This window comes from Psychrobacter sp. Cmf 22.2 (genome assembly GCF_001921745.1).
Lineage (GTDB): Bacteria > Pseudomonadota > Gammaproteobacteria > Pseudomonadales > Moraxellaceae > Psychrobacter.
On the sequence record NZ_MRYA01000005.1, the window covers coordinates 1 to 14,811 of the forward strand.

Below are 14,811 nucleotides of genomic sequence, written 5' to 3' on the forward strand. Positions count from 1 at the left end.
CTTCTAATCTTGACTCATCTAATCTGGCAATTACGCTCTTCGTATATGTTCGTAATGAATTAACTTTGAGTTTTTTTTGCTGATTAAATGATAATTTTTATAGTTAAATATCTTTCCCAAAAGAAAAGATATGCAACTTTATTTTTAGCATTCGATCTTAGCAAAAATCCACACAAGTTGTTCTTTAGTTTTGCTTTTAAATAATGCCCTATACTGTCGTCCAGTATTAGGTTACTTACTCTATCGAGTAAGACTAAATAGTGCTAAACCTATATGGTTTATCCTATTTAGCGAGCCGACTATCATATCACAATGAATAGGTTTGTCAAGCTTTTTATCTAATTTGTTTCAACAAGTTAAGAAGTTGATTTGACTAAGTTTGTTAGTCTTTATCTCGTCCTATCCCTTAATGAGGTGCGTATTATAGACGCTTTATTTGGTAAGTCAAGAATTAATTTAAGATGTTTTAAACTAATTTGTCAGGCTCGGTTTTTAGTCAGTAGTGTTCTACTTGTAAATACCCTTCCCTTTCGACTGGGTGGCATTATACGCGCTTTAAGTTGGGGGTCAAGGGGGATTAGATATTGTTTTTAATAATATTTGGCAAGAAAACCAATATCCCATACTTATCAAGAAGTTAACCATCAAAATAATTTTATTCTACGCCAAATAACACGCTATCAATGAATAATGCGCTTTTATACATATTATATTTTTTCTATAACCTCTCTCAGAGCCCTTTATAACTTACCCATTTTTTCAAAAAATGCTTTATAAGCAGCAACCTTTTTGTCTAATGCTAACGGATAAGCGCGCGAAGTAGAAGGTAACCTATATAAGGTTAAGTCATTTATCGAAGTCGCTGCTAGACTAGAATCATTGCCTTGCCATGTATAAGGGTAAGCCATACTTTGATTGGTTTTTGGTTGTTTAGACTTAGGTAACGAGCTACCTAACAAATCAATTAAAACTTCTGTGGCTTTACCGCCTGTTGTGAATAGCGCTTGCATTTTGGGAACTTGTGGCAAGATGTTGTCTAAATTAACAGATGTGACGACGGTTAAGTTTTTATCAGAAGCATTACCTGTCTCTCGAATTGCTTGCTTGACCGTTGGGCATAACGCAATACCACGCTCAAATAAAAAATTGCGAATACGCTCAGGATCAAAGCGCTTTTCGTCCCCGACTCTAAAATAATCTACGTCGTCAAAGAACACGCCCCCATAGATGCGCCACATGTCATTATAGAAATTGGGATAATGAAAGCGCATTGCCCATTTATCAGAGGTCGGTGGAAACGTTCCCATCATCATGACGGTAGCATTAGTTGGTAATATGGGCTCAAAAGGGTGGGTTTCTATTGGCATTGCTACTGTTTTTGTCGATACTAAGCTGGCATTTGCTTGATTGTGGTTGTTAGATGGTTGTTTGGTCATAAGATTCTTCATCGGAAAAGTGGTTTTTTTGGTATCATAACAGGCCTAAACACGACTTCACTTATCATAGCGCTATATAGCCGAATAGGTTTGGCTTAAAACTGGTTATTTAAGCCTCAATCTTACTATTTCTATGCTTGGTATAGCGTTAAGTGCAGTAAGTGTTTGTATCTTTTATACTAATAGCGACCGCAGTATCTGCGTGAGCATCAGCCTAAAACCAAGAGAGTATTTATGAGTGACTTAAAAATTACTGTAATTGATCATCCGTTAGTCCGTCATAAACTCAGCCTAATGCGTGAAAAAGACTGTAGTACTTATAAATTTCGTACGCTAACCAAAGAGCTTGCCCGTTTAATGGCTTATGAAGCAAGTCGCGATTTTGAGATTGAAACCTTTCCTATGCAAGGTTGGTGCGGTGAGATAGAGGGTGAGCAAATCACTGGCAAAACTGCCACAATCGTACCTATATTACGTGCTGGCATCGGCATGTTGGATGGGGTGCTTGACTTAATCCCTACTGCAAAAATCTCTGTCGTAGGTTTGCAGCGCGATGAAGAAACCTTGCAACCAGTGCCGTTCTTTGAAAAATTCGTCAGCCACATGGATAAACGCCCGGCACTTATCGTTGATCCCATGCTTGCTACTGGCGGTTCGATGGTTGCCACTATTGATATGTTAAAAAGAAATGGCTGTAAAAGTATCAAAGCACTGGTGTTGGTCGCGGCGCCTGAAGGTGTGCGCTTGGTGAATGAAGCACATCCTGACGTGACCATTTATACAGCTGCATTAGATAGTCATTTGGATGAACACGGATATATTATTCCAGGTCTTGGTGATGCAGGCGATAAAATCTTTGGTAAGCAATTATTTAACAAATAATCCAAAAAGTAGTCGCTATAAGAATCATGGACAAATCTTACGACATCAATGATAAGGATATAAAATGAACGTATTGATTACAGGTGCAAGTGCTGGTTTTGGTAAAGCGCTGGCTGAACGTTTGGTTGCCAAAGGCCATCGCGTAATTGGTTGTGCCAGACGACTTGATAAGCTGAATGCAATGGCTGAAACGTTAGGCGATTTATTTTTACCCGTCGTCATGGATGTCAATGATACTGCCTCCATTCCAAAAATTATTGCAGATTTGCCCGATGGCTTTGAGCAAATAGATGTCTTGGTCAATAACGCTGGCCTAGCACTTGGTACAGACCCTGCACAAACTGCCAATCTTGATGATTGGATGAGAATGGTCGATACCAATGTTAAAGGATTAATAGCTTTGACCCATGCTGTGTTGCCATCGATGGTTGCACGCGATAGTGGTTATATTATCAACGTTGGCTCTATCGCCGGTAGCTGGCCTTACTTTGGTGGGAATGTTTATGGCGCGACCAAAGCGTTTGTAAAGCAGTTCAGCTTAAACCTGCGCGCCGACCTACTTGGTACGCAAGTGCGAGTAACCAATCTTGAACCAGGTAATGTTGCGGGTACGGAGTTTTCAAACGTCCGCTATCATGGCGATGAAGAGAAAGCGGCCAAGGTCTATGATGGCTTTAAAACCATGACAGGCGAAGATATTGGCGATATTTTACTATGGCTGATTGAGTCGCCTGCGCACATTAATATCAACCGTTTAGAAGTCATGCCAGTCGCGCAAACCTATAATGGTTTAACGATTGCTAAGCAAAACTCTTAGTCTATAAAGTTTTATATATAAACCATCAACGCAATTCATAATAACGTAGCACTACGGCGGTGTCATTTGGCACCGCCGTATTAGTTAGCGTCTCACTATTTAAAATCTGCTCATTGACCAAACGCAAATCGTCAAAGTCCAAGATAAGTACTTCATTACGAGTGCGCTCACTGGTACGCTTATTATGGCGTATCGGAAAGCCAACCGCTTGTTTACCAACGACTTTTATCTGATTCACAATCAAGGTTTGACTGTTTTCTCGCCCTAGTCTTAGCGCCTCCTGCCTAACTTTTTGAGCATTTAAGACGGCAGTAGCAGGATTAACAGTAGTAGTAAATAACTTATCAAGTCGCGCGCTTTTTGGCATAGTACCTGCGATAAATAATACTTGCTCTAACGGTAGATACTGCGCATGACGTAACAGCTCAGCGCGAAACAGCGCTGGCATATCCATATTAAAGCTGTCTTCAGTTTGACGATAAAATGCTTCAAAACTACGCTGGATGTAGCGCCCAAATACGGTAGCATTAATCCAATCTTGATACGTATCATTTGCCAGTAATCGTTTGGTAAAGTCGTTGGGTTCTAATGCCAAATCACCCATTAAAAGCGCCATTAATAAACCATGCGAATCTGCAAAAGTCAGCTGGCCCCAGACCTGAGGATAAAGGCTACTATCAAGACTGGATAATGTCGCTCTACTCATAAATACTTACTTCCCTTTTTTCATTGAATTATTAGGTTGGCGACGTGGCTCTGATAGATATTTTTATACTTATACTGTTGTTACAGTGGCCTTTTTTACTATAACACGCCTTACTAATATTAAAATGTTTTGTGCTGAGCATTTTCATATTAAAATCATTTGATAAACCCCTAAAGATAATAAAATTAAAACGAGATGATGCTGCCCATGATAAAAGACTGGCTAAAACTACCGCCTCAATACCAATTACAGACTTTAAGCATCATCAAGACTGACGGTACAAACATTCCTGTCTCTGTAATTGGCAAAGGCAAGCCTGTAATCTTGCTACATGCGTATGGCATGGATGCACGTGAGTTTTTACCTTTTATATTGCCACTTACTGGCGAATATAGGTTTTATCCCCCACACTTTAGAGGTTTTGGAGAAGCGAAATTGTCCAATTTGACGCAATTTGATTTTGTGCGCCAGTATGCTGACGATATCAACGCTGTGATTGAGCAAATCTGCCATGACCTTACAATAGAATCTTTACCGGTTGCCGCTATTTCAATGGGCGCGCAAGTAATGTGGGGGTATTTTGAGCGTTTTGGTATGTCACGGATCAGCCGTTATATGAATATCGACCAAAGTCCTGCGATTCATAATCAGTCTGATTGGCAAGGCGGCTTATTTGGTAAGCGGCAGCAGGAAGTGTTTGATATATTTCATGAAGTGGTAGATATGACACTGCTTTATGCTAATGTTGATAGCTTTAAGCACCTACCATTTACGATTAAACGTCGAGTCACGGATATTGAGCGGCTATTCTCTTTACTATCAGTAAATCGTACACGCTCAAAAGCTATCGTACAATTCTTGACTCATCAAAACGATCATAAGCTGGTGTTTTATAATCACAGTACATGGCAACATAAGATGCGCTGTTTGCAAGCATATTTAAAACTGGAGTACGATTTTCGAGCCGTCATAGAAAAAGTCACTATTCCAGTGGTGAACGTAATTGGAGGTCGCTCAAAGCTCTATGATCCTAAGTGGCAGCAAGAAGTGACCCGTATGCTACCCAATGCAACTGAGATCGTTTTGCCGCGCTCTGGTCATGCGGTACCAATGGATGAGCCGATTGGGTTTTATAAAGTATTAAAGGGGTTTTTGGGAAATGAGCGATAGGTGATATGGTAAAAATCTGGGTTAAAAACCCAGCCTACGACAGCGTACCTTAAGTTTCTAGTCGGGCTTTGCATTTCCAACTAATCAGCTTCAAACTAATCAGTGAGCGCTTTAATCAATTCAAATCTAGGCACTTCTTTACCGTCACGCGTGACTGTCTCGCTAAACATCGACAATGGTCGTACCCATACGCCATATTCGCCGTACAGACAACGATAAACCACTAGCATTTCTTCCGTTTCGGAATGCTGAGCGGTATGCAAGACTTGGTAGAGATTGCCTTTATAATGGCGGTAAATGCCTTGTGGCATAGATTGGTTCATAAATATTTTCCTAGTCTTCCCCATAAATGTATGAGCTAAATACTGTCTCGTTATGTTTAAATAATAGAAATAGATAAGGCCGACAATCAATGTCGACCTTATTTATGCTCTTGATATTAAAAGCCCTATCAACCCACCGTTACTTTTGCATAGCCTTTCTTGCCTGCTTGAATAACAGCCGTCTGACTTGATGTTAAGCTAAAGCTAGCATCAACCACTTCGCCATCTACTTTTACCGCGCCACGTTTTACCATATCTTTGGCTGCTGAGTTGTTTTTAGCAAGTGCTGCTTGGTTTAAGATTTGAGTGATAAATAGTGCGTCTTGACCTTCTAGATCTAGCATAATTTCTGGCAGATCAACTGGCAATTCACCATCAGCCAATACGTTGCCCGCTGACTTGTGCGCATTGGCAGCAGCGTCCGCATCGTGGAAACGCTCGATTAATTCTTCGGCTAAGACACGTTTGATCTCTTGTGGATTGCGACCGTTTTCCATCTCTGTCATCAATGTTTCGACTTCTTCCATCGGCTTAAAGCTTAAAAATTCAAAGTAGCGACGAATTAAGGTGTCTGGCATGGATAGCAGTTTTTGGTACATGGTGCCCGGTGCATCATAAATACCGACGTAATTGTTCAAGGATTTAGACATTTTATTGACGCCGTCTAATCCTTCTAAGATCGGCACTGTGATACAAACTTGTGGCTCTTGGCCGTAACGGCCTTGCAAAGTACGCCCCATTAGGATGTTAAAGGTTTGGTCGGTACCGCCCAGCTCGACGTCAGCTTTTAGTGCAATAGAGTCGTAGCCTTGCACCAACGGATACAAAAACTCATGAATAGCAATGGGCGTTTGGGCGGCATAACGTTTGGAGAAATCATCACGCTCAAGCATACGCGAGACGGTAAGCTGGCTTGACAGCTGAATCATATCTCCTGCTGACATATCATTAAACCATTCAGAGTTAAAAACAATCTTGGTTTTTTCTTTATCCAAGATCTTAAACACTTGCTCGGCATAGGTCTGAGCATTGGCTTTGATTTGCTCATCAGTCAATGGCGGACGCGTGCTATTCTTGCCAGAAGGATCGCCAATCTTGGCCGTATAATCACCGATTAAAAAATAAATCTCATGACCTAAATCTTGAAAGTGCTTAAGCTTATTAATCAGTACCGTATGACCCAAATGCAGGTCAGGCGCGGTAGGATCAAATCCTGCTTTGATACGTAGCGGACGGCCCAGTTTGAGTTTCGCAACTAAATCCTCTTCAGATAAGATTTCTTGCGTACCGCGTTGCACAAGGGCAATTTGTTCTTCTAGGGTGTATGAATGGTCTGTCATGATGCTCTCTTTATTGTCTTTATTAAAAGGGTAACGCGTTTGGGCTATTTAGGACTTCGTAGCCTGTAAAAGATGTTAGAATTTGAGGGATATACTAGCGTTTTTTAAGGTAAATTGCCATGACCAACCCTGCTCAGACCACGAATGACCCTGAAAACACCGAATTTTTAGCTGACTTAGCTGATTCAATAAATAATGATGACGATACAAACTATGCCTCCCTGACTGAAGCATTGGAACAAACGGTGTTTGAAAGTTTTGATGATGGTCTGTATATCGGTGTGATGTCAGGCACTAGCTTGGACGGTATGGATGCGGTGATTTGTCAGTTTGAGGATGAAAATAACACCCAACAGCCGATGCAGCTATTAGCCACTTATAGCCAAGATTTCCCGCCGCGGCTGCGTGAGGTACTCTTGGCTTTGTGTCAGCCAAATGGTGTTCAAGAATTAACGCCAACGGCTGATGAGCCAAATAATGAGCCAAGCAGCGAATTGGACTGGTTTGGCTGGGCAAGTAAAGCTTATAGCGAGTTTGCGAGCGTTGTGGTCAATAATCTATTACAGCAGTCGAATACCGATAGTGAGTCGGTCCTGGCGATTGGCTGTCATGGGCAGACGGTACGTCATCGTCCGCAGTTGGGCTTTAGCTTACAACTACTCGATGCCAATATTATCACTGAACAAACGGGCATTAGTGTCGTCAGCGACTTTCGTCGTCGTGATATGGCGGTTGGCGGTCAGGGGGCACCTTTGGTTCCCGCTTTTCATAAGGCATTATTTGCCGCACCTGATAACACGCGAGTATTATTAAATTTGGGCGGTATTGCCAATATTACTGTCTTGCCAGCTGGTGATAGTTCTGTTGTTGGTTATGATACTGGCCCTGCCAATTTATTACTTGATGCGTGGACCGCGCTACATACCGACAATGACTATGACGCAGGCGGTGCATGGGCGCAGTCTGGACAAGTCATTGAGCCACTACTTAATCAATTATTAGAGTATCCGTTTTTTGCGAAACCTTATCCTAAAAGTACAGGACGCGAGGACTTTAACCTAGAGTGGCTACAAAGCGAGCTACAAAAATTTGATCAGATTTCTGCCTTTACTCGCTACTCATCAGCAGATGTACAGGCAACATTGACAGAGCTTACTGCCATTAGTGCCAGTGCACAAATCAATATGTTTATTAATGCAAAAGTAAATAGCTCGGTGTATGTCTGCGGCGGCGGCGCATTAAATGATTACTTAATGGAGCGCTTGCAAGCGCATCTGCCCCATTGCACAGTAGAGACTACAGCAAGTCTAGGACTTGAGCCAACTTGGGTAGAGTCTGTGGCCTTTGCTTGGCTGGCACGCCAAACTTTGATGGGTGAAACAGGTAACTTGCCAGCGGTAACAGGCGCAAGTAAAAGCGTAGTACTGGGGCAAGTGTGTTTTGCTTAACCAGCAAATAGGTTTTTAGGTTTTTAGGTCTTTAGGTTTATAGAGATTTTAAACGCGTCATGACTAGCAATGTAGCAACAGCATGCTAACTTTCTATTTTATCTTACTCTAGCGTCATCATTCTATAAATTATTAAGTTTACAGACGTGCACTTATGTGCTTTATAATAGTTGCTAAAATGGCAAGATAACGCTATAAATAATATTGCGTAATTTTAGAATATTTACAATAAAACAAGTAGTCTCACCCCTTTAGGATCGCAAGTACAGGATATATCACATGAGCCAAAACAGCAGTTCACCGACACCGCAACATACCAACGCTGAATCAAAACTGCGTCGTAAGCCTCCTCATCATGAGCGTCCTGATGAGATGCGTGTCGTCGTTACTGGTATGGGGGCTGTTACCCCGCTAGGTATGGATGTTGAGAGTACATGGACACGGTTGCTCAATGGCGAAAGTGGTATTTCAACCATCTCACATTTTGATGCAACTGATTACCGCGCCCAAATCGCAGGTGTGATCAAAGACTTTGATACTAAGCCATACATGAGCCCCAAAGATGCACGCCGCTATGATGCGTTTATGCACTATGGTGTCGCTGCTACTGCGATGGCACTCAAAGATGCAGGCTTTATCGAAGAGATTAGCGCTGAGGATACGCCGGTACAGAATGTCGATCAGGAGCGTTTCGGTGTCATATTAGGATCAGGTATCGGTGGTATTCAGACTATTGAAGACAGCTGCGCTATGCTAACTGAAAAAGGCGCTAAAAAAGTATCGCCATTTATCGTACCAGGTTCTATTGCCAATATGGCAGCTGGACTGGTGGCTATCAAACACAAACTCAAAGGCCCCAATCTGGCTACAGCAACCGCCTGTACGACAGGTACACATGCTATCGGCTTGGCTGCACGTCTAATTGCTTATGGCGATGCTGATGTTATGATTGCAGGTGGTAGCGAGAGAGGTTCGAGCCCATTAGGTATGGCAGGTTTTGCAGCCATGCATGCACTCTCTACTCGTAATGATGAGCCTACCAAAGCATCACGCCCATTTGATAAAGATCGTGATGGTTTTGTGATGGGTGATGGCGCAGGCGTGTTGGTGCTTGAAAGTCTTGCCCATGCTAAAGCACGCGGTGCAACCATACTCGCTGAAGTCGTCGGCTTCGGTATGAGTGACGATGCCAGCCACATTACCGCACCCCCTGAAGATGGTAATGGTGCCGCGCGCGCTATGCAAAGTGCCCTCAATGACGCAGGTATCGAGCCATCAAGCGTTGGATATGTCAATGCCCATGGCACCAGTACCCCTGCTGGAGATGTCGCTGAATCGATCGCGATTGAAACCGTTTTTGCACCAGTTAAAGACAGCATCTTGGTCAGCTCAACCAAATCAATGACTGGACACTTACTGGGCGCAGCTGGTGGTGTTGAAGCTATCTTTACTATATTAGCTTTGCAAAATCAGCACGTGCCGCCAACGATTAATCTAGATAATGTCGAGGATAACTGTAATCTAGATTATGTAGCCAATCAATCACGTAAGGTTGAGAATCTCAATTATGCTGTCTCTAATAGCTTTGGCTTTGGTGGTACCAACGGCTCAGTAATTTTTGCACGTTGGTCATAATTAACGTCATTATTACAGGTATTGGGTCTTAGTTGCATCCTATACAAGTCATAAAAGCGAATAATACTATCAATGTAGCGCTGGTAGCAGTTTTGCTACGTTTGTCCCCTTGCAGCCCCTTATTATAGTTGCGTATGATAAGGGGTAATTTTTAGAAAATTTATGGAAAAGTCTATGTCAAGCTATTCGTTTTCGCATCAATTTTATCAGCGTTGGACTCGTGCGCCAGAGCAGATACGGGCTGCCATCGTTCAAGAGTTAACGGATATCACGACTCTGCTGCAAACAGACACCCCCTATGAAAGTTTCACATTTAGTTTGCCAGACTTAGATGCACACCTCGATGAGCTATATAGTGTGCATAAAGCTGAGCAAGCTGCTGCAAAAGAGCTTGCCGATAAGCAGGCAGAACAACGTGCCGCTGCTGAACAACTACGCTTAGCAGAAGAAAAAAAGCGTGAGGAAGAAAAAGCACGTGCTGCAAAAATTGAACAAGAAGAAGCTATGCGTCAAAAAGAAAAACAGCAAGCAGAACAAGCTCAAAAAGATGCGGATGAACAAAGCCTTGCTGAGCAAGAGAAGAGCGATACCGAAGCCGCTACGAACGACAAGCAAACTACAAGCGATGCACACAGTCCTACTAACGACGAAAAAAACAACGTCAATGGTCATTCTCATACGGTTAATCAGACTGAAAACACTATCGTAAAACCTCAAAAAGGCGCAGCAATCGACCTGTCTTTTAAAAACCCAGAACTGACTGCCGCCCACGAGAGTTTAATTCAAGAGCTTGAAATGCATGTAGACGACTATTTGAGTGAGCAAATGATGCAAATATCTGAGGATCTAAAGTCGTGGTTACGGGCTGAAGTGAGTCAGCAACTCGCTGGAATCACAGAAAAAAACCAAGCTGTCGAAGACATTGTTCAAGAAAACATGGCTAAAAAACACTAGTCTATTAACTGATTTATCGACAGCTTTCAGATACTTGTCAAAAAATAAAGTTTTAATAAAAAGCCCCGTAAACATTTTTACGGGGCCTTTTGTATTTCAATTAAGCATTAACCAATCTTTATTTTAAATAGCTTGTGTACGTTCGGTCAGCCATTCAAGCGCTGCGCCATCAACGCGATCTTTTAGCTCAGCATAGACTTGGCTATGATAATCGTTAAGCCAATCAATCTCTACTTTGTTGAGCAAGGATTTATCGATCAAACGGGTGTCAATTGGGCAATAAGTGATGGTTTCAAAGTTTAAGAATTTGCCAAACTCGGTCTCAGTAGGGTTCGCTACCGGCATATTGACCACCAAATTTTCGATACGAATACCCCACTTACCTTCGCGGTATAAGCCTGGCTCATTACTGGAGATCATCCCCTCTTTCATCGCACGCTCTTTTGGCGTACTGGCACTATAAGCGATGACTTGCGGGCCTTCATGGACGTTTAAAAAGTAACCAACGCCATGACCGGTACCATGCCCATAGTCCATTTGTGCCTGCCATAATGGCGCACGGCAAATCGCATCAATTAGTGGCGAGGCAATACCATCAGGGAAGCTTGCACGCGCCAAAGCAATATGAGCTTTGAGCACAGTGGTAAAGTCACGTTTGTGCTCGCTGCTTACTTTTCCAATACCGACCACGCGAGTGATATCAGTGGTGCCGTTTTGGTACTGAGCACCTGAATCAATCAGTAGTAAGCCTCCTTCGCCCTCAGCGACATCAAGGTAGCTAAACTTCTCTGGCGTTGCACGGTAATGCGGCAATGCGCCATTTTCATTAAAGCCTGCAATCGTTGGAAAGCTTGGTGAAACATAATGTGGCTGCTGACTACGTACCTCAATCAGCATACTATCAACATCAAGCTCACTTAAACGCTCACCGTCTGCTAGACGCTGCTCAAATGCAGCAAAGAACTTACTCAATGCCGCCCCATCTTGACGCATGGCTTCACGTACATGATCTATGTCTGAGTCAGACTTAACAGATTTAAGTAGTGTACTAGGTGCCATTTGCTCAATAAAGCCCACATCGTCTGCCATCTTCGATAGCGTACCCACGGCAACTTTACTTGGGTCTAACAATAACAAGTCTTCTGGTGTCATCTCGCTCAGCGCATCTTGTACGGCATCATAATCAGCAAGGGTGATACCACTATCTTGTAGATCTTTTGCAATATCAGAGCTGACTTTATTATTATCAACGAACAGCGTTGCTTTATCTTTACTAATGAGCATATGTGATAAAAATACAGGATTATAATCGACATCAGCGCCGCGCAAATTGGTGAGCCAAGCAATATCATCTAAGCTTGATAGCAGATGATGTGTCGCGCCTGCACCAGCCATACCTTCACGTACCGCAGCAAGTTTTGAGCTAGTAGATTGTGCGACGAACTGCGCATCATGCTGATATAACTCTGCTGATGGTAGCGCTGGACGATCTGTCCATATCTCTGTCAACACATCACGCTCGGTGATTAAGGTAATGTCGTTAGCATCAAATGCATTTAATAGCTTATCTTGCTCAGCGATAGACAGCACATTGCCATCGACGGCCACGCTATCACCCTCTGCCAAATGTGTAGCTAACCAGTCGATATGGTTTGGCTGACTGGGAGCAAGCTTCTCCAAGCTGATACCTGTACCTTTTAGCTGATCAGCGGCATGCACCCAATAACGACTATCAGTCCACAGACCTGCAAAATCAGCCGTAACTACCAGCGTACCAACTGAGCCTGTAAACCCTGACAACCATAACCGCGCTTGCCAATATTCTGGTAAATACTCAGATAAATGCGGATCGGCTGACGGTACGATAATGGCGGTAAGGTCTTGTACGACTAAAGTTTTACGTAAGCTATCGATACGATCATGTATGGCTTGTTTATTCATTAAAAGTTTCCTTATTGATATTGATTATGGAGCGTTGATATCGTGAAGCGACTATGCATAGTCGTCTTATTCGAGTGGATAAATTTTTAAGCGTTGACAAAACGTTCAGTATTCGAATATGCATCAGCCACATTCAAAATACTAAAAATTAAAATATCGTAAGTAACCAGACGACACATAAATGAAGCCACCTATTATTTCTATAAAATAGTATGACAGCAAAGCATCTTAGATGTCTGGGCACAAAGCAGGCTTTCAATAGCGCAAGATAATTATCTTATCGAGTGAAACAATAAAACGTGCTACCAGTAATGGTAACACGTCTGAAGATTTGTCTTTTATTGAGCGTGTAGCCTGTACAAAAGTAACATCAAAGCGCTGTTTATTGGACAGTCTTATCAGCATGCTCGCTCTTTTTGAGCATATTATTGATAGGCTTTGCTAATATTAACAAGATGGCAGCAGTCACCACCAAAAAGACGGTCATTGTGGTAAATAATGTTGGTAGACCTTCAATTTTATCGGCTGACACATTGCCACCAAAAAATGCCGCGACCAAGTTACCCATCGCTAAAGATGCAAAGAAAAGCCCCATCATCTGTCCTTGCATGCCCTTTGGTGCAAGTTTCGTCATTGACGACAGACCCACAGGACTAAGCGCCAACTCACCAAGTGTTAATAGCAGCAAACTACCAACTAGCCATAAAGGCGATGCTAGGCCCGTATCATTGGTCAAAATGCTTTTTGAGGCGATAATCATCAGACCAAAACCTGCCGCAGCAAGTAACATCCCAAGGGCAAACTTCACCATACTACTTGGCTCAAGACCTCGATTACCAAGCTTGACCCAAACAATACTAATGATGGGTGCTAGGAGAAGAATAAATAAAGGGTTTAATGACTGGAACCAAATGCTTGGAATCTCAAAACCTAAAACGTTTAGATCAGTATAGCGATCAGCAAATAGATTAAATGAGGTCGGCTGCTGCTCAAAACTTGACCAAAACAGCGTTGAGCCGATAATTAAAATAAAACAAATCAGCAAACGCAATTTATCGGTTTTATCCAACCTTGGTGAAATAAACATAACCAAAAAATATAGTATCACCACACTTGCAATGATATAGGTCATATACTCTGCCACCATTTGCGGCTCAAAAGGCATGATACCAGTAGCGACCAACACAACGATTGCGACCAGTAAAGCCACAAATCCTATAACCCAGCGACCGATGTTGTTAAAACGGTCATTTGAGCGCTCCCATTCAGCAGCGATGCCTTTTGCTTGCGCATAGTGTGTCAGTGTTTTTTGGGCAGAAAAGCGGTAGATAAGTAGTGAGACTAACATACCAAGTCCACCAACCCCAAAGCCGACATGCCACATACCTTGCTCTTTAAACACCCCGACGATAAGTGCGGCTAATAAGGCGCCGATATTGATACCCATATAAAATAGAGTAAAGCCACTATCACGGCGTACATCACCTTTAGAGTATAACGCCCCAACCATCACCGAAATACAGGTTTTAAACAATCCCGATCCCAACACGATACAGATGAGACCGACGAAAAATAACGTCATACCGAACATCGCGGAGAGCGCAATACATAGATGGCCAAGCGCGATAATAATACTGCCCCACCATAATGCACGCTCTTGTCCAAGCCAGTTATCAGCTAGCCAGCCACCAGGTACTGCTGCCAAGTATAAAGAGCCTGCAAAGATGCCATAGATAGCAGAAGCGGTGACCTCATCAAAACCAAAGCCACCGCTTCCTACTGTTGCCACCATGAATAATACTAATAGCGGACGGATACTATAGTAAGAAAATCGCTCCCACATTTCAGTAAAGAATAAAGGACGCAGTGGCCGAGGATGACCCATAAACCCATTGTCTAGTGCTTCTAGCTCAGCAGCACTAACCTCTGATTTTGTTTCCGTGCTCATAAGTTTATTCCTTTGCTGCACTATGATAAAGATAGACCAAGCCCGTCATTTCTAAGACGGACGGTCGCAAATGCGCGTTATTGTTTCATTAGATTATAAGTATGTAAAGTAAAAGAGTGTTCATGAATTGAACAGTCATTCACAAAGTCCTGACATAAAAAAGCACCGAGCTATTATATTTAATAGCTCGATGCTTTTTATAAACGCTACT

12 protein-coding genes are annotated in these 14,811 nt (G+C 42.6%); 6 read left to right on the forward strand and 6 right to left on the reverse strand.

The genetic code is table 11. The annotated features are described in order from the left end of the window. Positions 1-740: 740 nt before the first annotated feature. A complete protein-coding gene (locus BTV98_RS09545; RefSeq protein WP_218612969.1) occupies positions 741-1,436 on the reverse strand; it encodes a DNA glycosylase in 696 nt (231 codons plus the stop codon). Positions 1,437-1,670: 234 nt separating this feature from the next. On the opposite strand from BTV98_RS09545, the gene upp reads away from it, so the two are divergent. Both upp and BTV98_RS09555 read left to right on the forward strand, forming a co-directional pair. After that, complete coding sequence (gene upp / locus BTV98_RS09550; RefSeq protein ID WP_075103473.1) at positions 1,671-2,318, forward strand: uracil phosphoribosyltransferase; 648 nt, start codon at positions 1,671-1,673, stop codon at positions 2,316-2,318. 64 nt (positions 2,319-2,382) lie between these two features. After that, positions 2,383-3,135, forward strand: coding sequence for an SDR family NAD(P)-dependent oxidoreductase (locus BTV98_RS09555; RefSeq protein WP_075103474.1), 753 nt, complete (start codon positions 2,383-2,385; stop codon positions 3,133-3,135). A 25-nt stretch (positions 3,136-3,160) separates the two neighbouring features. Here the strand turns inward: BTV98_RS09555 and BTV98_RS09560 are convergent, their stop codons facing one another. After that, positions 3,161-3,841, reverse strand: a complete 681-nt coding sequence (locus tag BTV98_RS09560; RefSeq protein ID WP_075103475.1) for a hypothetical protein — start codon at positions 3,839-3,841, stop codon at positions 3,161-3,163. Positions 3,842-4,048: 207 nt separating this feature from the next. Here BTV98_RS09560 and BTV98_RS09565 point away from each other — a divergent pair, with 207 nt between their 5' ends. Then, positions 4,049-5,011, forward strand: coding sequence for an alpha/beta fold hydrolase (locus BTV98_RS09565; protein ID WP_075103553.1), 963 nt, complete (start codon positions 4,049-4,051; stop codon positions 5,009-5,011). A gap of 95 nt (positions 5,012-5,106) precedes the next feature. On the opposite strand, the gene BTV98_RS09570 is transcribed toward BTV98_RS09565, so the two are convergent. Next, positions 5,107-5,334: a DUF1653 domain-containing protein gene (locus tag BTV98_RS09570; protein WP_058369567.1), complete on the reverse strand. Its 228-nt coding sequence runs from the start codon at positions 5,332-5,334 to the stop codon at positions 5,107-5,109. Between the two features lie 128 nt (positions 5,335-5,462). After that, positions 5,463-6,674, reverse strand: a complete 1,212-nt coding sequence (gene tyrS / locus BTV98_RS09575; RefSeq protein ID WP_075103476.1) for a tyrosine--tRNA ligase — start codon at positions 6,672-6,674, stop codon at positions 5,463-5,465. Between the two features lie 119 nt (positions 6,675-6,793). On the opposite strand from tyrS, the gene BTV98_RS09580 reads away from it, so the two are divergent. The 3 genes from BTV98_RS09580 to BTV98_RS09590 all read left to right on the forward strand — a co-directional run bounded on the left by BTV98_RS09580 (position 6,794) and on the right by BTV98_RS09590 (position 10,711). Continuing rightward, the gene (locus BTV98_RS09580) at positions 6,794-8,122 is read left to right on the forward strand and encodes an anhydro-N-acetylmuramic acid kinase (protein WP_075103477.1); all 1,329 of its coding nucleotides are present in this window, start codon (positions 6,794-6,796) and stop codon (positions 8,120-8,122) included. A 372-nt stretch (positions 8,123-8,494) separates the two neighbouring features. Beyond that, on the forward strand, positions 8,495-9,757 hold the full coding sequence (gene fabF, locus BTV98_RS09585; protein ID WP_058369579.1) for a beta-ketoacyl-ACP synthase II: 1,263 nt from the start codon (positions 8,495-8,497) through the stop codon (positions 9,755-9,757). 174 nt (positions 9,758-9,931) lie between these two features. Beyond that, entirely contained in the window at positions 9,932-10,711 is a 780-nt protein-coding gene (locus BTV98_RS09590; protein ID WP_058369570.1) for a hypothetical protein, read from the forward strand. Positions 10,712-10,834: 123 nt separating this feature from the next. Here BTV98_RS09590 and BTV98_RS09595 read toward each other — a convergent pair whose 3' ends face one another. Both BTV98_RS09595 and BTV98_RS09600 read right to left on the reverse strand, forming a co-directional pair. Continuing rightward, on the reverse strand, positions 10,835-12,652 hold the full coding sequence (locus BTV98_RS09595; protein ID WP_075103479.1) for an aminopeptidase P family protein: 1,818 nt from the start codon (positions 12,650-12,652) through the stop codon (positions 10,835-10,837). Between the two features lie 382 nt (positions 12,653-13,034). Then, a complete protein-coding gene (locus BTV98_RS09600) occupies positions 13,035-14,600 on the reverse strand; it encodes a peptide MFS transporter (protein ID WP_075103480.1) in 1,566 nt (521 codons plus the stop codon). Between the last annotated feature and the right edge of the window lie 211 nt (positions 14,601-14,811).

Excerpts from the sequence above, each read along its gene's own strand:
- BTV98_RS09565 (WP_075103553.1), top strand. The coding sequence starts at position 4,049 with ATGATAAAAGACTGGCTAAAACTACCGCCTCAATACCAATTACAGACT.
- BTV98_RS09595 (WP_075103479.1), bottom strand. The coding sequence starts at position 12,652 with ATGAATAAACAAGCCATACATGATCGTATCGATAGCTTACGTAAAACT.
- BTV98_RS09545 (WP_218612969.1), bottom strand. The coding sequence starts at position 1,436 with ATGACCAAACAACCATCTAACAACCACAATCAAGCAAATGCCAGCTTA.
- BTV98_RS09590 (WP_058369570.1), top strand. The coding sequence starts at position 9,932 with ATGTCAAGCTATTCGTTTTCGCATCAATTTTATCAGCGTTGGACTCGT.
- fabF (WP_058369579.1), top strand. The coding sequence starts at position 8,495 with ATGCGTGTCGTCGTTACTGGTATGGGGGCTGTTACCCCGCTAGGTATG.
- BTV98_RS09580 (WP_075103477.1), top strand. The coding sequence starts at position 6,794 with ATGACCAACCCTGCTCAGACCACGAATGACCCTGAAAACACCGAATTT.
- BTV98_RS09555 (WP_075103474.1), top strand. The coding sequence starts at position 2,383 with ATGAACGTATTGATTACAGGTGCAAGTGCTGGTTTTGGTAAAGCGCTG.
- BTV98_RS09570 (WP_058369567.1), bottom strand. The coding sequence starts at position 5,334 with ATGAACCAATCTATGCCACAAGGCATTTACCGCCATTATAAAGGCAAT.
- BTV98_RS09560 (WP_075103475.1), bottom strand. The coding sequence starts at position 3,841 with ATGAGTAGAGCGACATTATCCAGTCTTGATAGTAGCCTTTATCCTCAG.
- upp (WP_075103473.1), top strand. The coding sequence starts at position 1,671 with ATGAGTGACTTAAAAATTACTGTAATTGATCATCCGTTAGTCCGTCAT.
- BTV98_RS09600 (WP_075103480.1), bottom strand. The coding sequence starts at position 14,600 with ATGAGCACGGAAACAAAATCAGAGGTTAGTGCTGCTGAGCTAGAAGCA.
- tyrS (WP_075103476.1), bottom strand. The coding sequence starts at position 6,674 with ATGACAGACCATTCATACACCCTAGAAGAACAAATTGCCCTTGTGCAA.